This window comes from Oceanobacillus sp. J11TS1, assembly GCF_018333215.1.
Taxonomy (GTDB): domain Bacteria; phylum Bacillota; class Bacilli; order Bacillales; family Amphibacillaceae; genus Oceanobacillus.
This window is the reverse complement of sequence record NZ_BORO01000003.1, coordinates 87,942-107,925: the sequence shown is the minus strand read 5'-3', so window position 1 is coordinate 107,925 and position 19,984 is coordinate 87,942. Positions and strand designations below refer to the sequence as shown.

General features: G+C 37.6%; 13 protein-coding genes. 10 read left to right on the top strand and 3 right to left on the bottom strand.

Going from position 1 to position 19,984, the window contains the following annotated elements; all coding sequences use genetic code 11:
- The first annotated feature begins 48 nt into the window (after positions 1-48).
- Complete coding sequence (locus tag KI343_RS03885; RefSeq protein WP_212925130.1) at positions 49-810, top strand: ABC transporter ATP-binding protein; 762 nt, start codon at positions 49-51, stop codon at positions 808-810.
- Entirely contained in the window at positions 800-2,752 is a 1,953-nt protein-coding gene (locus KI343_RS03880) for an FtsX-like permease family protein (RefSeq protein ID WP_212925129.1), read from the top strand. Before KI343_RS03885 ends, KI343_RS03880 begins: the two co-directional genes overlap by 11 nt.
- A 482-nt stretch (positions 2,753-3,234) precedes the next feature.
- Here the strand turns inward: KI343_RS03880 and KI343_RS03875 are convergent, their stop codons facing one another.
- Entirely contained in the window at positions 3,235-3,963 is a 729-nt protein-coding gene (locus KI343_RS03875; RefSeq protein WP_212925128.1) for a gamma-glutamyl-gamma-aminobutyrate hydrolase family protein, read from the bottom strand.
- 316 nt (positions 3,964-4,279) lie between these two features.
- On the opposite strand from KI343_RS03875, the gene KI343_RS03870 reads away from it, so the two are divergent.
- Positions 4,280-5,359, top strand: a complete 1,080-nt coding sequence (locus KI343_RS03870) for a M20 family metallopeptidase (protein WP_212925127.1) — start codon at positions 4,280-4,282, stop codon at positions 5,357-5,359.
- A 473-nt stretch (positions 5,360-5,832) separates the two neighbouring features.
- Here KI343_RS03870 and KI343_RS03865 read toward each other — a convergent pair whose 3' ends face one another.
- Positions 5,833-6,579 carry a nucleotidyltransferase gene (locus KI343_RS03865; protein WP_212925126.1) on the bottom strand — a complete coding sequence of 249 codons (747 nt, stop codon included), beginning with the start codon at positions 6,577-6,579 and terminating at the stop codon, positions 5,833-5,835.
- Between the two features lie 353 nt (positions 6,580-6,932).
- On the opposite strand from KI343_RS03865, the gene KI343_RS03860 reads away from it, so the two are divergent.
- Positions 6,933-9,833 carry a DEAD/DEAH box helicase gene (locus KI343_RS03860; RefSeq protein ID WP_212925125.1) on the top strand — a complete coding sequence of 967 codons (2,901 nt, stop codon included), beginning with the start codon at positions 6,933-6,935 and terminating at the stop codon, positions 9,831-9,833.
- A 104-nt stretch (positions 9,834-9,937) separates the two neighbouring features.
- Positions 9,938-10,624 carry a copper homeostasis protein CutC gene (locus KI343_RS03855; RefSeq protein WP_212925124.1) on the top strand — a complete coding sequence of 229 codons (687 nt, stop codon included), beginning with the start codon at positions 9,938-9,940 and terminating at the stop codon, positions 10,622-10,624.
- A 169-nt stretch (positions 10,625-10,793) separates the two neighbouring features.
- On the opposite strand, the gene KI343_RS03850 is transcribed toward KI343_RS03855, so the two are convergent.
- Positions 10,794-12,503, bottom strand: coding sequence for an ABC transporter ATP-binding protein (locus KI343_RS03850; RefSeq protein ID WP_212925123.1), 1,710 nt, complete (start codon positions 12,501-12,503; stop codon positions 10,794-10,796).
- 226 nt (positions 12,504-12,729) lie between these two features.
- Between KI343_RS03850 and KI343_RS03845 the strand changes: the two genes are divergently transcribed.
- The 5 genes from KI343_RS03845 to KI343_RS03825 all read left to right on the top strand — a co-directional run bounded on the left by KI343_RS03845 (position 12,730) and on the right by KI343_RS03825 (position 19,891).
- A complete protein-coding gene (locus tag KI343_RS03845) occupies positions 12,730-14,142 on the top strand; it encodes an ABC transporter permease (RefSeq protein ID WP_244856702.1) in 1,413 nt (470 codons plus the stop codon).
- Between the two features lie 15 nt (positions 14,143-14,157).
- On the top strand, positions 14,158-15,651 hold the full coding sequence (locus KI343_RS03840) for an ABC transporter permease (RefSeq protein WP_212925122.1): 1,494 nt from the start codon (positions 14,158-14,160) through the stop codon (positions 15,649-15,651).
- A 27-nt stretch (positions 15,652-15,678) separates the two neighbouring features.
- Positions 15,679-17,478, top strand: a complete 1,800-nt coding sequence (locus KI343_RS03835; protein WP_212925121.1) for an ABC transporter substrate-binding protein — start codon at positions 15,679-15,681, stop codon at positions 17,476-17,478.
- A gap of 219 nt (positions 17,479-17,697) precedes the next feature.
- The gene (locus KI343_RS03830) at positions 17,698-18,801 is read left to right on the top strand and encodes an amidohydrolase/deacetylase family metallohydrolase (RefSeq protein ID WP_212925120.1); all 1,104 of its coding nucleotides are present in this window, start codon (positions 17,698-17,700) and stop codon (positions 18,799-18,801) included.
- Positions 18,779-19,891: a DgaE family pyridoxal phosphate-dependent ammonia lyase gene (locus KI343_RS03825; RefSeq protein ID WP_212925119.1), complete on the top strand. Its 1,113-nt coding sequence runs from the start codon at positions 18,779-18,781 to the stop codon at positions 19,889-19,891. The genes KI343_RS03830 and KI343_RS03825 overlap by 23 nt, the downstream gene beginning before the upstream one ends.
- Positions 19,892-19,984: the final 93 nt, after the last annotated feature.

Sequence of the window (19,984 nt, the reverse complement as noted above, 5' to 3'; positions counted from 1 at the left end):
GGAATCCTTTAAGCTAATTGTAACGAATAAAAAATTAGGAGTGGAAACATGCATATTCTGCAAGCAACTAAAATCCATAAAAGCTATGGAAATAAATTTAATAAACAAGAAGTGTTAAAAGGCATTGATATGATGGTGGATAAAGGAGAATTCGTTAGTATTATGGGACCATCCGGGTCAGGAAAAACCACCCTGCTCAATGTGTTATCCTCTATTGACGGAGTGACGCAAGGCTCAATTAAAATTGAGAACACGGATTTTACACGCATGCGGGAGAAACAGTTAGCTGAATTCCGAAAGCAGCATTTGGGGTTTATTTTTCAGGAGTATAATTTGCTAGATACATTAACGGTAAAGGAAAATATCCTCCTGCCTTTATCCGTCAAGAAGACGCCTAAAAAAACGGCTGATCAACAATTCCATGTACTTGCTACGGAGCTTGGAATTGCCGATATCCAAGATAAGTATCCAAATGAAATCTCTGGGGGACAGAAACAACGTACATCTGCTGCGCGTGCTTTCATTCATGAGCCGAGCATTATTTTTGCAGATGAACCAACAGGAGCTCTTGATTCAAAAGCTGCTTCTGACCTATTAAATAAATTGAGCGATCTCAATGAAAAGCTGCAATCGACCATTGTGATGGTAACGCATGACCCTGTTGCTGCAAGCTATTCTTCCAGAGTCATTTTTATTAAAGATGGGCAAATTTATACCCAATTAAATAAGGGTGATGAAACAAGGCAAACATTTTTCAAAGATATTATGAAAACACAGGGCGTATTAGGTGGGGTTCATCATGAGCATTAATCGTTTGATCTACCGTAACTTAAAGAAAAACCTGAAAAACTATTATCTCTATGTCTTCGCCTTGATCTTTAGTGTCGCGCTTTATTTTGCATTTGTGACCTTGCAGTTTGACCCGGCAATGGATGAGGTTGAAGGGTCGATTAAAGGGGCTGCTGGGATTCGTGCTGCTTCCATTGTCCTTGTCGGTATTGTTGCGGTTTTCTTATTGTATGCGAATACGATTTTTATTAAACGACGCAGCAAGGAGATTGGGCTATTACAATTGATCGGAATGACAAAAGGGAAAATCTTTCAAATCCTTACGCTTGAGAATCTCATCTTATACTTCGGATCACTTGCCATCGGGATATTTATCGGTTTTGCTGCTTCGAAATTTATTATGATGATTCTATTAAACGTGATTGGCATCGAGGAAGTAGCAAATTTACGCTTCTCAACGGAGGCTTTGATTCAAACATTAATCGTTTTTGCTGTGATTTACCTTTGTATAATGGTAATGAATTTTATCTTTATTAAAAGGCAAAGCATTTTGTCATTATTCCGGATTCGTTCCACAACAGAAGCGGGCGTGAAAAAAATGTCCATCTTCGGGATTAGTATCGGTGTTGTCGGGATTGGCCTGATTATTCTTGGCTATTTTCTTTCAACGAAACTATTCAGTGGTGATTTTGTAACGATGACCGAATTATTCATTGCGATGGCTGCTATCTTAGGATCTGTCATCTTTGGCACCTACTTATTTTATAAAGGTTCCGTAAGTTTTATCTTTTACCTGATCCGGAAAAGTAAGGGCGGCTATTTAAACTTGAACGATGTCCTATCTCTTTCATCGATCATGTTTCGCATGAAGTCGAATGCATTGCTTTTAACCATTATTACCACTGTGTCAGCCCTTGCAATTGGATTATTATGTTTAAGCTATATTTCCTATTATTCAGCAGAAAAATCTGCAGAACAAAGTGCACCAAATCATTTTCAGATAGCAACGATAGAAGAAGCAGAAGCATTTAAAGATGCATTAAATACGGAAGCCATTGCGTTTGAAGAAACAAAAATGGATGTTGTTCAAGTTAACGTGGATGTGTCAGAAATTATGGAGGCCGATTTCAGCGAGTCAGAAATGGTAGCTGATCCAAATAAGATGATATTGCCTGTCGTCAGTGAAGAAGCTGTTGAAGGAATTGATGTATCTTCGGAAGAGGTTATCTTTACTGGCTATAGCGGGGTTCTGGAGCAGATGATGTCATTTAAGGAATCTGGTGAAGTTGAGTTGGAAACTGCCAGTGGGGCAATCAAGCAACGATTTCTAGGCTTACGTGAAGGCGCCATCCTTTCCTATAATTTTACTGGCGGCGGGTTACCAACTGCTATTGTTGACAGCACAATATTTGAGCAATTGAGGGAAAATATGGATTCAGCAATTCAAGATCAACCACCAGTCTATATTGGAATTGAGATTGAAGACCAATCTGAATTGGAAGAGGCTGATAAAGTCTTCCAATCGTTAGGCTTAAAGGATAATGGTTCGAGTGTCTCCCGGCTTGAAATGTTATACAACCAAAAAAGTGCCATGGGACTCATCATGTTTATTGTGGGATTTCTAGGCCTCGCTTTTCTTATTACATCTGGATGTATCCTTTATTTTAAGCAGATGGATGAAAGCGAAGATGAAAGAGCGAATTACACGATTTTACGAAAATTGGGATTTACACAAAAAGATTTATTGCGCGGTATCAAGAGAAAACAGCTCTTTAACTTTGGCATCCCATTGATAATTGGACTCGCCCACAGTTATTTCGCAGTCCAATCTGGCTGGTTCTTTTTCGGGACAGAATTATGGACACCGATGATTATTGTCATGATTATTTATACAGCATTGTATTCTATTTTTGGCATATTATCCGTTTTGTATTATAAGCGGGTGATCCGGGAGGCGTTGTAATAACTGTGTCAAGTGCAAAAGGAACGGAAGATATTGAAGTAATTAATCGACGACTAGTGAAATAGGAAGTAAACAGGATTATCAGTAAAAAATAGCTGTGCAGCTACAATTTAAGTAGGGCACAGCTATTTATACATATTGCGTTCATTGTAATAACTTCTGTTTTGGGAGATGAAATTCCACATAACAGCTTCCTTTTGTTTTTCTTCCGTCAAATAAAAGATGACAGCGACTTTTTGAAGAGTCGAATGAAAAAGATCCCTTTTCACCTTGTTCGAATACTTTTTGAAAAACCACCTATTTGCCCTGCGTAAAGGTTAATTCAAAATGTTTAACTTCGTTGCCTGCTGTGTTGGCCCTAAAGCACACAAATTATCTTCTCTCATTATATATAAAAGTACCCTATAAAGTAGGCTTTTTTTAGTGTCTGCTCTATAGGATACAATTTAATTTTATGAAGGACTTTTTTTAAAACCATTTAGTCATTTCTCACATGCTTCCCGGAAAAGCATCAATAAATTTAGCATATTGGTATCCTGGTCATACAATTCTTCCGGATGAAATTGCAATCCAAGAATGAACAAGTCCTTATCTTTGGCTTCTACAGCTTCAATCACCCCATCTTCTGCTACAGCAGCTACCTTAAGAGAATCTGCCAAGTCTTCAATAGCTTGATGGTGCTTACTATTGACCATCGCATGTTTTATTCCTAATAATTGGTATAAGTGGCTGTCCTCTTTGATTGCTATTTGGTGGCTGGGCAATTTACGGCTAATCTCCTGATTGTGAGAAAATGGCCTGTCCTTTGTCTCGATATTCTGCTTCATGGAACCACCTAGTGCTACATTTATTACCCCTAGTCCACGACAGGTACCCAGTATAGGGATCTTGTTTTCCACGGCGTACTTTGCAAGGGGCAATTCCACTTCATCCCTTGTAATATGTGGTTTCTGTAACCCCTCTAAAGGCGGTTTATTATATTTGGATGGACTGATATCTTCACCACTCGTAAAGATAATACCATCACAAAGCTCGGCATAATCTTTGGCAATTTCCTTATTAGTCACAGGGAGAACAATTGGCAGGCCACCTATTTCATTCACTGTTTTAACATATTGATGATTCGTTTGTACGGAAGGATTTACCTCCCCCTTAATCTCTATATCAAGGATTGTACTGGTTATGCCAATAATTGGTTTATTCTTCTTCATTTTCATCCCCCTTATCTCCTCAGACTTAAAATTATTGGAAGTTTATTTATTTATACTGTATTTCCACCAAAGAACATAAACGAAACCTGCCATGTTTTAATTTGCTTTTCAGAGGTTATTGAATATTAACACCATAAGGGCGTGTAATTAAAGGTATGATTCAAAAGAGGCGTCCCTAAAAGTTCTTGAACGAAACGGGTTGTTAGGGTCGTTAGTGGCTGTTTGATCTCCGCTTCCAATCATCAGATCTTCTCTCTATGGATGAAGTGGGAGTCTTACAACCAGTTGCTAGTAATAATAGATTAGGAGGGGTAAGATGGGTGATCCAATCCCATTGGTAGAACAACTGATTAGAATAGACAGTTCTACCAAAGCTGGTGCAAACAAAGCAATTGATTATTGTGAAGAATGGCTAGAAAATCGAGGTCTTCCTGTAGAAAAAATAGAAAATAACGGATATCGCATTTTAGTATGTGAGATTGGTCAGGGAGATAACACCATTATATTTAATGGTCATATTGACGTTATCGAAGCAGAGGATAGCCAGTTTAAACCATATATTAATGATGGAAAAATGTATGGTCGAGGTTCTGCTGATATGAAAGCTGGAGTAGCGGCAATGATGGAGACAGTTGCCGAATTAAAAAACAGTAACTTACCATCAAAAATAATGTTGCAGATCGTTCCAGATGAGGAGACTGGAGGCACCAATGGCACCAAGTTTTTAACAGAGAACGGGTATTTAGGAGACTTTATTATTTGTGGAGAGCCTACGAACTTGGGAATTGCTGTCCAAGCGAAAGGTGTGCTTCAGCTTGATTTTGTTATTCAAGGTAAGCCAGCGCATGGAAGCCGCCCGTGGGAAGGTGATAATGCGATCATAAAGGCAATCCAGCTTTATGAAAATATTCTGGAGCTTCCTTTTGCAACAGAAACAGGTCCGCCAATGTATGATAAAGCCTCGATTAATCTTGCAAAAATACGTGGTGGAACGGTATATAATAAGGTTCCAGAAACATGCGAAATGTCCCTTGATATTAGATATTTACCTGAACAATCTCCGAATGAGATATTTAAACAGATTCAAGAGATAACGGAGGGGACCGTAAACATTCATATGAAAAATCACCCAGTCAAGACGAAGGAGGATAATGCCTATGTGATTTCACTGGCCGAGTCGATCAAGAAGCAAACCCAACTTAAAACGGTAAACATCTTTGGTCAGCACGGTTCAAACGATGGTCAATTTTTCATTAAACATGGTGGCTGTGTCGTAGAGTTTGGACCAGCCGGGGATGACTGGCACGGCGACAATGAAATGGTCTACGTAGACTCTGTAAGAGAGTATCAAAAAATCCTTAAAGACTTCGCATCGACCTACAATAATGATAAATAAGAGAAGCTCCCCCCGAGGTGCGAGGCGCTCGAAAAATGAGAAATCCGCTCCAACGGGGTTCTGAAGCGCTCGAAAAAGAAGAAAGTCGCTCCACCCGGATCCGGAAGCGCTCGAAAAAAGAGAAAGTCGCTCCAACGGGGGGTTCTGAAGCGCTCGAAAAAGAAGAAAGTCGCTCCAACGGGGTTCTGAAGCGCTCGAAAAAGGAGAAAGTCGCTCCAACCAGGACCCAAACCGATCGGAAAAAGAGAAATCCGCTCCAATTGGCATCAGTAGACATATGGTGGATAAGTGAAATGTCTCCTATATCTTAAAAAAGCGAGTATAACAGTTTTCCATCTGATGTTATGCTCACTTTTTGTGTATATCGTATGATTCTTTTTACCTGCGAGAACATTGACACATCGCTATATGTTCATTTTACATATCCAAAACTGTATGACATATATTAGCATTAAAACTTCCATCCTATCTTATTAAATAAAAGCACTTATAACAGTAACAAGCCAAATAAAGAAGGTTACACCGCAACACATAATCTCCATAAAATGAATCAGAAGCACTTTTTCCTCATTTTGCTCTGCTTTACGAATTCCAAAAATGTCACTGTTATTAATAATATAAACAAATGTACTAGCCAGCATCAGCCCTGACATGACAAATGCGCTAGCTGGCAGAGATGTAACATATCGAGGGTTACCACTTACTTCTGTGTCCAGCGGAATCCCAAATTCCTTACTTAATAAAAAGCTTATGAGAACAAGTACAAAGATGACGAATGAAAGATTAAATGGGTGGCGGCGGTAATCAATTAAATCAAGGAACTTTCTTGTTATAGGTTTATATGTTTCCTCATCTGGTTGGTCTACCCTCTCTCCATGCATGATGTAAAGAAAACCAAACCCAGCTATACCTACAAATAAAAAGATATAAAACAATTTAAAAGCAGTTGGCCAATCATAAATTGCGACGATAACAAGTGATAAAATGGCGATGGCCAAAACCCAGTTCATAATTTTTGAATCCGTTTCAGTCCACCATTTATTTATAAACTCCCTATTATCCTTTGCATTCGTATCGTCTTTATAGGATGAGAAGCGATTAAATATATATGCCATTACAATAATGGCCGCACCAATTGCCAAAATGAGATATGCATTTGACGGATAAATAGATAAAGAATCATAGTTTAATACGATCCAATTGCCTTCTAAAGCAATCATTAAAATTCCAATTAACATAAGATATGAAGATAGAGTGCGAATGACTATTCCCCCCTTTATGTTTAATATTAGTATACAATAACCCTAGGTGTATGGAAGGGCGAAATTACGTATCTACCAGTTTTTCATAAGACGAAATCTATTGGCATTAGCAAAGGGGATATATGGATAATTAATATGTGGTTTTGGGGGTATCTAAAAAGGCAATGAAGTAAAGACCAAGAAACGATACCCTATGCTATGGGTTGTATTAGGGTGCTAATGGATTATAAAATATAATGAAATGAATGGTTTAAAAAATCTGTTATGTGAACTATGGTAGATATTATACTTAAAGGAGGGAGGAATGGATAATGGAGAATAATTTCCTTAAAGAACTAGAAACCTCTTTATATAAGGGATTTATCAATCAGGATAGTGGGAAAGCAGATAGATATAAACCGAGATTGTTAATTAATAATTCGAAGAGCAGTGAAAATGTTCTTAGCACATTACTAGAAGAACTGGATAAATGTCGGTCTTTTATATTTTCTGTAGCGTTTATAACAGAGAGTGGACTAGCTACGCTAAAATCCCATTTGTTGGACTTGAAACGAAAAGGCATTAAAGGAAGAATTTTGACTTCCACATTCCTTCATTTTAATCAACCTAAGATCTTCAAAGAGTTGATGAAAATAACAAATGTAGAAGTTCGTTTGACTAGTGTAGAAGGATTTCATTCAAAGGGATACATATTTGATCACGATAATCATTATTCGTTAATTATTGGTAGCTCTAATTTAACTGCATATGCCTTAAAGCAAAACTATGAATGGAATATTCATTTAACTTCTTATCAGGATGGAGAAGTGATTTCACATTTTAAAAACCAGTTTGAGGATGTTTGGGAGAATGCGGATAAATTGACAGATGATTGGATTAGTAACTATGAGGAAAATCATAGACCGGTAGACTTTTTTAATGCAGAAAAATTGATAGAATTGCCGGAAGTATATCAAAAGAATGCAATAGAAGAAGCTTTATCCATCAAACCGAATAAAATGCAAGAGGCTGCTCTAAAGGAAATTGAAGCAGTAAGGCAAGAAGGGCATGATAAAGGGCTAGTTATTTCAGCTACTGGAACCGGGAAAACATACTTATCTGTGTTTGACGTCCGTAATGTGGGGCCAAAACGAATGTTATTTATTGTTCATCGTGAGCAAATTTTACGCAAAGCGAAAGAAGACTTTCAACGAGTACTCGGTGGTCTTAGTAGTGATTTTGGAATTTTATCAGGAACAAGTAGGGAGACAGATGCTCGGTATCTGTTTACAACGATTCAAACGATATCTAAACAAGATAGATTAAATGAATTCGATCCAGAGGATTTTGATTATATTTTGATTGATGAAGTACATAAAGCTGGTGCTAGTTCTTATCAACGTGTAATTGATTATTTCAAGCCAGAATTTTTATTAGGAATGACAGCGACACCTGAGCGAACGGATGATTTTAACATTTATGCGCTTTTTGATTACAACATCGCGTATGAAATCCGCCTCCAAGAAGCATTGGAGGAAGACATGCTTTGTCCATTCCATTATTTTGGTGTAACAGATATAGAGTATGATGGTGAACTGATAGATGACACTACAGTTGTATCCAATTTGGTTACTGAAGAGCGTGTGAATCATATTCTTGAAAAGGTGAATTACTATGGTTATTCCGGTGATTGCGTTAAAGGCTTAATATTCTGTAGCAGAAATAAAGAAGCGATCGAATTGTCAGAGGCTTTGAACGGTAGAGGATATCGTACAGTAGCTTTAACAGGAGCGGATGCTCAAGAATTTCGATTACAGCAGGTGGAGCGTTTAGAAAACGGGTCCCTAGACTATATTATTACCGTAGATATTTTTAATGAGGGAATCGATATACCAAGTGTGAATCAAGTTGTCATGCTTAGGCAAACACAATCTAGTATTATTTTTATCCAACAACTAGGGAGAGGTTTGCGTAAACATGCGTCCAAGGATTTTGTGACGATTATTGATTTTATCGGAAATTATAAAAATAATTATCTCATTCCAATTGCTTTATCTGGTGATAAAACACAAAATAAGGATAATATTCGCAGGCATACGGTGGAAACAAGCTATATTAAAGGTGTTTCTAGTATTAATTTTGAAGAGATTGCTAAAAAACAAATCTTCAAATCGATTAATTCAAGTAATCTAACTTCGCAAAAAGTATTAAGAGATGCTTATATCGAATTAAAGAATCGCTTGGGACGCATTCCTTATTTAGCGGATTTTATTCATAATCATTCTATTGATCCAACGGTTATTATTGGTAAATTTAATACTTATTACGCATTTCTCATGAAGATGAAAGAGGAGATTCCTGTACTAAATGATTATGAGCAACGTGTGTTGGCAATGTTTTCAAGAGAATTATTAGACGGTAAAAGGAAACATGAGTTGATATTATTAAAATTGTTATTGGAACATGGCACATTAAATAAGCAGGAATATATACGTACATTAGAAGGTAACAATTGTTTGACAGATAATAACGTATTAGAGTCTGTGGACAGAATAATGGATTTATCATTTTTTACACAAACCGATCGGAAAAAATATGGTGATAAAGCAATAATTCATCTATCAGAGAGAGAAATATATGCATTTAATGAAGAGGTACAACGTAGTTTACAAATCAATAGGTACTTTAAATCTTTAATCCGGGATGTTGTGGAAGCGGGAATGGAACGAAGTAAAAAGTATAAATCTAATACGTTACTAACATTAAATGAAAAATATACAAGGAAAGATGCTTGTAAACTATTGAATTGGCACAAGGATGAAAGCTCGACAATGTATGGCTATAAGCCAAAGCACCAAACTTGCCCGATTTTTGTTACGTATCATAAAGATAATGAGGTCGAATCTAGTGTGGATTACGGTGATGAGTTTATTAACCCAGATGTTTTTAAATGGTATACGAGAAGCAATAGAACTTTAAAGTCGGAAGAAGTACAAAAAATAGTTCATGCGCAAGATAAAGGGTCTGATATCCATCTTTTTGTGAAAAAGGATGATGATGAAGGAAGCGGATTTTATTATCTTGGTGAAGCAATACCAGATAAAAAGACGGTGGAAGAAGATACCATGAGAGATAAGAACGATAAAGAAATTCCAGTTGTTCATATGAATATGTTGTTAGAAAATCCAGTAGATTATGATTTGTATCGGTATATTACTTCTGCGAATGGCTAAAGTCTCATAGCGAAGAATATCAATTCTTATAATTTGGCTTTGTCCTTGTATCAAACTGATGTATAAATTAATTACCCATGATACTCATGGAAAGGAGCACTTCAATGATTGAATGTATTGTTCAAAATGCGCCAGATGCAAGAGACGCAGAGAGGTTAGGAGTTACAAGATTAGAATTGCTTTCAGCCATCGAGTTAGGCGGCTTGACTCCCTCATACGGGACTGTTCATCATGTGATTAATAGTGTGCAGATACCTGTTCAAGTGATGATAAGGCCCCATCCTTATGGATTTATGTATCGTGCAGAAGATAAAATGACGATGAAAAAAGATATTTCTCTATTCTATGAAATGGGGCATAAGCGGTTTGTTATTGGTGCCTTGACAGAAAATAAAACGATAGACATAGATTTTTTAGCGGATTTATTCCGTGACTTTCCTGATTTGGATGTCACGTTCCATCGTGCTTTTGATGAAGTTAGGGATCAAGTGGAGGCTTATCAGGCGCTAATACCATATCGGGAAAATATTAAAAGAATCCTAACTTCTGGTGGTGCTGCGAATTGTGACCAAGGAAAGGATGCTTTGCATACGCTTGTTCAAATGCAATATCGATTACAGGGACCAAGTATTTTGCCGGGAAGTGGACTTCATGTAGATAATATCAAAAAGCTGCATACAGTAATTCAGGCAGAGGAGTATCATTTTGGAAGTGGAGTTAGGTTTAATCAAACGTTTGATGAAGGAATGGATAGAGATAAGATAGAAGTTATTAGAAGAATTTTAGATTGAATGATGAGTATTTATAAAGCGCCGAGAACACTCGTGATTTTAATCATGGGATGAATCGACTTTAATTATTTGCATTTTTGATAAGTAATTAGAAATCCCTCTTCATCTATCAACTAAAAAGCTATAGCAATTCTATTCAGAATCGCTGTAGCTTTTTAATATTTGCCTTCTACACCAGTACCCAATGCTCCGGCTGTACTTCCTCTAACTGATTTTTTTCAAAATGATAATTTTCTGTTTTGATATTATGCTCTCGTATTTTTTTTGATTCAATACTAGGATCTGGAATTGGGACGGCATCAAGTAATGACTTGGTGTATGGATGAAGCGGATTTTCGTAGAGCTCCTCGCTCTCTGCTACTTCAATAATTTTTCCAGCATACATGACAGCAATACGGTCGCATATATGTTTTACCATCGCCAGGTCGTGGGCAATAAATAAATAGGTGAGTCCCAGCTTTTCTTGAAGGTCCTCTAATAATTCCACAATTTGTGCTTGAATGGAAACGTCCAAAGCAGAGAGTGGTTCGTCACAAACAATGAATTTCGGTTTTACAGCGAGTGCCCGGGCGATACCGATACGCTGCTGCTGTCCTCCTGAGAATTCATGAGGATATCTGTTGGCGTGTTCCTTTTTAAGACCTACGAGCTCTAATAATTCCTCTATCCGAGCACGTCTTTCGGCTTTTGTTTTGTATAGTTTATGAATATCCAATGGCTGTCCAATAATATCAAGCACTTTCATTCTAGGATTTAAGGATGCCTGCGGGTCCTGGAAAATAATTTGGATATCTCTGCGGAGCTTTTTGAGTTCCTTTCGATTAAAGTCGTGGATCCCCATGCCCTCGTAAATAATTTCACCTTCTGTTGCTTGCTGCAGTTTCAAGATAAGACGACCGGTTGTTGATTTTCCGGAGCCAGATTCACCTACCAATCCTAAGGTTTCACCAGGTTTGATGTAAAAGTCAATATTATCTACAGCTTGCACAAGGCCTCCTGATTTTAATGGGAAGATCTTTTTCAAGTCCTTTACATTTACCAAGGCTTCCGCATCTTGGAATGGTTGTGTCCTCCTGCTAACTTTCTTTTGGTCAATTCGTGGTAAAGCGTTAAGCAAGCGCTGGGTGTAAGGATGCTCCGGCTCTGTAAAAATAGATGCTGTATCATTTTGTTCAACAATTTTCCCGTCCTTCATGACAACGATCCGATCACACATACCGGCAACAACACCAAAATCATGGGTGATTAAGATGATGCTCATATTAAACTTTTCCTGTAAGTTTTTCATTAATTGCAGAATTTGTGCCTGAATGCGCACATCTAATGCAGTTGTAGGCTCATCTGCAATTAATAATTTCGGCCGGCAAATTAATGCCATCGCAATCATGGCACGCTGCAGCATACCGCCAGAAAATTCATGTGGATACTGGTGATAGCGTTCTTCAGCTGATGTGATGCCTACTAGCCTCAGCATTTCAATGGTTTCTTCTTGCGCTTTATGCGCAGAATGCTTGCGGTGTTTGATAAGTACTTCATCAATTTGTTTACCAATTTTCATCGTTGGGTTAAAAGAACTCATTGGATCTTGGAATATCATACTAATTTCTTGACCGCGAATTTTTTGCATTTCATGGTCTGAATAGTTTGCAAGATTTTCCCCATCATATTCTATTGTATCAGCATGGGTATGTGCAGATTGGCCAGGAAGTAATTGCATAATTGCTTTTGCGGTGACACTTTTTCCTGAGCCGGATTCGCCGACAATACCTAATGTTTCTCCTTTTTTCACTGCAAAAGAAATTTGATTCACAGATTGCACATGTTGCTCTGTAGTTTCGAAATGAACGGATAAATTTTGTACGTTTAATATATCTTTCATTATCATATCTCCAATTATTGTGTAATTAGCATGGTGTGTGATTTAAATATTTTCAGTCCTCAATACTTGTAAAAGAAAATTCTATGAATTTGGTATAGTAGAGCGTTTCAAAGTCTCTAAAATTGATTTGACAATTACAACATTTATTTCTATAATTCCTAATAGATCTATTCTATACTAAATTGGTAGGGATTATCAAGATTTATAGAAGGGAGTAGGGAAACTATTGTTACATTCAACACGTGAAAATGTGTTTTCGCAAGGTTTTATGGTTGTCCATCGTCATGCATTTCTTAGATGGATTCAAGTATTAATTGGGTTTCCAGTTCATATTATTGCTCTCTGTATCTATTTCAGTAAAAGAAAGTCCAATACATATGATGCGTTGTTTAAGAAAAAAATGCAGGATTTAAAGCAATCCGAAGCCTATGTAAATTTAAAAAGAAGCTATGAAAAGCAGTATGATATGAAACAAGCCTATTTCAACCGAAATCTAAAAGCGGCGGAAAAAGAAAAGTTTGTTCAACGTCAGCTTAAAAAGCGTTCAGAGGCAATCGTTCAAGAAGAATTAGGACAAGAAGTAAGAAAGCCGATGAACTATACGGAATTTTTTCATCGTCTGTTGACAGATAAGCGTTTCGTTTTACTTACGTTTATTCCAGGGATTTTAGCCTATTGTATGTACTTTATTTATCAAGGAGCATTTAAACGTTTTGTGTTTGAGCGGATTGTGATGACTGTCTTTGTGATCGTTTCCGTGATTATCATTGTATTTACCATTCTTTATATTTCGCCATCAGATGCGGCGGCAAATATATTGGGTGAGTCTGCAACACAAGCACAGCGAGATGCTTTTAATGTCCAATATGGTTTAGATCAATCTTACTTTGTGCAGCTATGGCATGCATTAAGCGGAATTTTGACATTTGATTTAGGCCAATCCTATACGGGTAATGAAGTGATTATGAACAGTATTTCAAATCGTTTTCCAGTGACACTGGTCCTAGCCATTTCATCTCTTATTCTAGCAATTGTTATCGCTGTTCCTGTAGGAATGATCTCGGCAGCACGTGTAAATTCTTTTTGGGATTATACGTTTATGTTTATTGCTTTGATTGGGCTATCTATTCCAAGTTTCTGGCAAGGGCTCATTTTCATTATTACATTCTCGATTCAAGGAGACCTCCTGCCATCGAGTTACTCACCTGGAAACTTCTTATCACTTATAATGCCAATTGTTGTACTAGGAACGGGGTTAGCTGCGGCGATTGCGAGAATGACACGTTCTTCCATGTTAGAGGTAATGCATGAAGATTATATGGTTACGGCAAAAGCTAAGGGATTAACTGGCAGAGAAACATTTGTCGGCCATGCGCTAAGAAATGCGTGGATTCCCATTTTGACTGTTATTGGTTTACAGTTTGGCGGTATGCTCGGTGGAGCTGCTGTAACGGAAAAAGTCTTTAATATCAGTGGCTTAGGAAGTTACATTGTCGATAAACAATTTATTCCTGATACGCCAGCGATTCTGGCAGGGGTTGTCTATATCGCTATTACCATTTCGATTGTTAATTTAATTGTGGATCTTGTCTATGCGATGTTGAATCCGCGTATTCGTTCGCAAATGAAGAATAGTTAGGGGTGAAATGTTTACATGAATCGTGCTAATCAACAGTCATTAAAGCAATCTGACCTCTACAAGCACGGTCACTTTGCGTTTGTTATATCTTTGGGAATAACATTCATCTTTTTATTCAATAGTTATGATTTTGGAAGTAATACATTTCACACCGTTTTTAGCATATTTACGATTATCTTTCTAGTGAATAGCCTATACCAGCTTTTTATTGTGCTGTTATTACGGAGAGATTTATTGCAAACAGGAGAAATTCAAGATCGTACACGTAAGCTGGCAGCAATTCAGATTCTATCGCTAGTTTGTGGAAATGTGTTTACAGCAACATTTGCTTTTCGACTCTTCAAGAAGAACACATCTATTGAATACACATTTGCATATTATATGCTCATTACTGATTTTCTTATTATTGCGGTTACATCGTTGAATTTATTTAAACCGTATGTATCCAATTATTTTATGTTATCGGTGGCTGTGCTAGTAGCATTATTAATTATGGATATAGCTTTAGTGATCTTCTTTCATCGGCAAAATGACGCCTCCTTAACCGGGAAAAAATCATTGCGCCTATTGGCTCTTTTGTTATTTATTGCCACCGTAACAGGAAATATATTCCGATTTATTCTGGCATACAGCATTTTGTTAAAAACATCTAAAAAGGATCAATCTGTTATAGATAAATGGCAGTTCTTTTGGATAAAGCTGAGCAAGAGCTTTACAGCAATGATTGGGTTGTTGTTTGTTATCTTTACTTTTTCCATATCCATTACAAGCTTTGGTACGTTTGTAACCAGCTTTGCAACAGTTAATGACTATGGTTCGTTGCTGCAGGGGCCAAGTTTTGAACATCCATTTGGAACCGATAACTTTGGCCGTGATGTCTTTTCCAGGATCGTCTTTGGAGCAAGGATATCCTTAATCATCGGTCTATTAACAACCATTATACCAATGATTATTGGTGGTCTATTAGGGGCAGTAGCAGGTTATTATTATAATGCCGCTGACCAAGTTATCATGCGTATACTTGATGCGCTGTATGCGATTCCGGGGATTTTATTGGCTATTGCTATTATCGCTGCGTTTGGCTCCAGTACCATCAATTTAATTATTGCTTTAAGTATTGGGTCTATTCCGATTTACGCAAGGACGATGCGTGCCAATATTTTAATGGTATCGAATTTAGAATATATCGAAGCTGCAAAGGCACTGGGGGAATCGGATTGGAAAATCTTGACGAAGCATGCTATCCCGAATGCCTTTGCGCCAATGATTGTCAAAGCTACCTTAACGATTGGTGGAGCAGTGATTGCAACAAGCAGTCTAAGCTTTTTAGGGCTTGGTGTAGAACCTCATGTTCCAGAGTGGGGGAATGTTCTCCGGATTGGAAGTGCTTATTTAGAAACAGAACCATATTTAGCGATTTTTCCGGGGATAGCGATTATTTTGCTAGTACTAGCCTTTAACTTCTTAGGGGATGGGCTGCGAGATGCGTTAGATCCAAAAATAAATTAACTTAACAAAAGGGAGGAAATACACAACATGAAGAAATTAAGCTTTTCTTTTCTAATCGTACTTGCTTTGCTATTAGCAGGGTGTGTAAGTACAGAGTCTGATGTTCAGGAAGAAGGTTCAAGCGGCGATGGAGATGCAGATAAACCAACCATTGAAATACTAGCAATGAGTACAGATGAAAATAACGTAAATATCCTACGAGATCAATTAACGAATACGGGCTTTAATGTAGAATTAAATATTCAGCCAGACTACGGCAGTTTTACTACACAGCGTGAAGCAGGAAATTATGATATTTCGATTAATGGCTGGACAACCGTAACCGGCAACCCTGATTATGCTGTTCGTTCGTTATTCACTTCAGATGGTGACAATGCTTTATTTGCAGATGAAAAGGCTGACGAGTTAGTTGAGGAAGCGAGTACCCAATTACCGGGTGAATATGAAGAAACTTATAAAGAATTAGAAGAGCATATTGTTTTTGACCAAGCATATCTTGCACCGCTTTATATTTCATTAAAAGCACAAGGTATTAACCATGATATTATCAATGAAGAAACAGTACGTCTGCCGAAATCACGTGCAGCCGTATGGGAAAATGTAGACTATAATGATACATCCTTGCGCGATAGTGAGCCTTTGCTTGTTCATCAGGCGATTGGTGACTTAACTTCATTAGATCCCATTAAAGGAAATGATGGTTCTATCAATACACTGAATACGAATATGTATGTTCGTTTAGTGAACTTAACTGATGATGATGAGGTAGTTTCCGATGGGTCCCTTTCTTTAAATCATGCTATTGCAGAGGGAAGCCAAGAATTTTATTTCTTACTGCGTGACGATATTAATTTTGCAAAAGTAGATGGAGATACAGCGGTTGATACAGGTGAACGCGTAGGTGCAGAAGATGTTCAATTTAGTTTAGAACGTGCAAAAGATCCAAATTCTGTTCCTGATCATCGTACGTATAGTCTGCATGAAAACATGGAAACGATTGAAATTGTAAATGATCTTTCTGAATTGGAAGATGCTTCTTCAATCGATGGAAACACTGTTAAACAGGCGCTAGAAGAAGGCGTTGATACAAAGATTGAAGCATTAACAAGTGATAAAACAGAGGCAGATAATGATGCGGGAACATACCAAGTTGTGAAAATCACTACAGCAGAACCATTCCCGCAAGTATTGAACTACCTTGCGCATCAGTCAGCTGGTATTGTATCAAAAGAACAAGTGGAAAGCATCAATACATTTGATGTAGAGGACTACGATGTTAACGAAGATATAGCTTATGGTGACCAGCGTACAGTGCTAGAAGATAGTGACTATGAAAACACACTTTATGCAAGCGGACCGTATATTATGGTTTCTAAAAATGACTATGAGGCAGATTTTGTGAAGAACCCAGGATATATGCCTGGAACAGATTATGAGCCAAAAATCAGCGAGGTAGTTGTGAAATTTATCCAAGATCCAGAAAGTGCGTTATCTGCATTGCGTAATAATGAGATTCATATCTTAAATGGTGTAGCTGAAAATCGTTATGACACAGTGGAAGAAGAGGATAATTTAACCTTACAGCAAAATGAAAGTAATGGTATCACATATTTAGCCTTTAATTTAAACGATAGTATACTTGCCGATAATGTTGCACTACGCCAAGCGGTACTACATTCCATTAATCAGGATGAATTTATCTCTTTCTATGAAGGTAATAAATTACCAGCTGTTTCTACCCTCAGCTCATTGGTTGATACGGGATTAGAACTAAAAGCGGATCCGGAGCAGGCGAAGAGCTTGTTGGAAGAAGGGTTAGCAGAGTAATTTAAAACGAGGCGATGTTAAGAATACACAATTTCTTAATGCGTCTCGTTTTTGTTTCTATATAAAACATTATAACGTTATATTGACCAAATGAAGAATTAATGTTAATCTATTTTATACAAAGTTAAACAAGTGTAAACGTAATCCGTTTTATACCCTTGTTCATTATATCAGTTATCATTTTTTAACGACGAAGCCTAATCAAAAGGGATGGTAAAAATGGCAGACAATGTTGTTCTTCAGAATATAAAAATGTTGGATGGTACCTCTGTAGATATTGTTGTAGAAAATAGAAAAATTGTAGATATTGTTTCACCAGGAACGGCAACTGGTGAAAAAGTAATTGATTATAAAAATAAAGTATACGTTTCCAGTGGCTGGATTGATATGCATGTGCATGCCTTTCCGGAATTTGATCCATATGGGGATGATATTGATGAGATTGGCTATAAAACAGGTGTAACAACGATTGTGGATGCGGGCAGTACGGGGGCTGACCGGGTTCATGAACTCGTTAGTAATTCCAAAAATTCTAAGACAAATGTATTCGCTTTCCTTAATATTTCACGAATTGGTTTGAAGCGAGTGGATGAGTTATCGGATTTGTCTTTACTGAATAAAGAAGAATTAAAACGGGCAGTCGAAGAAAATAAAGATTTTATTGTTGGTCTGAAAGCAAGAATAAGCAGCAGTGTAGTCGGCGCGAATGATGTTGAGCCATTAAAGATTGCGCGAGAATTTTCCAAGGAGACGGACTTGCCATTAATGGTCCATATTGGTTCAGGACCTCCGGACATTAACGATGTATTAGATTTACTCGAGAAAAATGATGTGATTACGCATTTCTTAAACGGCAAGGCTAATAATTTATTCGATGATGAAGGTAAGCCGCTCCCTAAAGCTTTAGATGCAATCAAGCGCGGTGTTCATTTAGATGTTGGACATGGGAATGCAAGTTTTTCTTTTAAAACAGCTGAACAAGCGAAAAAACATGATATCCATTTTAACACAATCAGTACAGATATTTATCGAAAAAACCGATTACATGGACCGGTTTATAATATGGCAAGTGTTTTAAATAAATTTTTATGTTTAGGATACCCCTTAAAAGAAGTGATTGATGCTGTAACTGTTAACGCAGCAGGATGGCTGAACAAGCCTGAACTCGGACGCATTGCTAAAGGAGACGTTGCAAATCTTACCTTGTTTTCCGTAGAAGACGAGAAAGTTGATTTAATCGACTCGGAAGGTGAAAAGCGAGAAGCAGACCAAAAGTTAGTTGTAAAAGGAGTGGTTGTCAATGGCGAATACATTGAATGCTAAATATGGATTGAAGCGAGTAATTAATGCCAGTGGGAGAATGAGTATTTTAGGTGTTTCTGCTCCAACGGATACAGTAATGGAAGCGATGAAATCTGGGGGACAAAATTATGTTGAAATCTCGGATTTAGTAGATAAAGCAGGGGAGCATATCGCTGGATTGCTGCAATCAGAAGCTGCCGTTGTCATCAACTCTGCTTCTAGTGGGATTGCTCTTTCCGTCGCTGCGGTGGTGACGGAAGGAAATAGCAGAAAAAGTGAAAAACTGCATCAAGAAGCAATCCAAAAAAATGAAATTGTTATGTTAAAAGGCCATAATGTGCAATATGGTGCACCGGTAGAAACAATGGTTACACTTGGCGGGGGAAAACTTGTAGAAACAGGCTATGCCAATGAAGGAAGAAAAGAACATATTGCCGATGCAATCAATGAAAATACAGCAGCTGTGTTATTTGTAAAGTCCCACCATGCCGTGCAAAAAAATATGATCTCTGTGGAAGAGGCTTGGGAAGTTGCACAAGCATACAATGTTCCGCTAATTGTTGATGCAGCGGCTGAAGAAGATTTAACAAAATACGTACAGATTTCTGATCTAGCAATTTATAGCGGGTCCAAAGCTATTGAAGGACCGACATCTGGTATTGTTGCAGGTAAGAAAGATTATGTTGAGTGGGTAAAAACACAACTGCATTATATTGGAAGAAGCATGAAGGTTGGGAAGGAAACCACCTTTGGCTTGCTGCAAGCACTGGATGAGTATTTTGTGAAAACGGACAATAGTGAAGCCGAAAAGAGGAGTTTAGAAGTTCTGCAGTCACTAAATGAAATCGATGGTGTAACAGTAACGGTTGTACAGGATGAGGCAGGACGTGCTATTTTCAGGGCTCGCATTCAAATTGATCCTGCTGTTGCGGGAACTACGGCAAAAGAAGTAAATGACAAGCTTCGTAATGGAGATATAGCAATTTATACACGTGATTATGGAATTCGCCAAGGTTTCTTTGATATCGATCCTCGCCCGTTGCAGGGGGATGATATTTATGTTATTGAATCAGAATTAAAATCCATTTTAGAGGACGTTCAAAAAGACTAATCAAAATGACGCGTCGAATTTCTTCGTTAGCTTGCTTCTGCGTTGCTCATGTATTTAAAAGCATACATTCCGCTACTCAAAGCTACGCTGCCT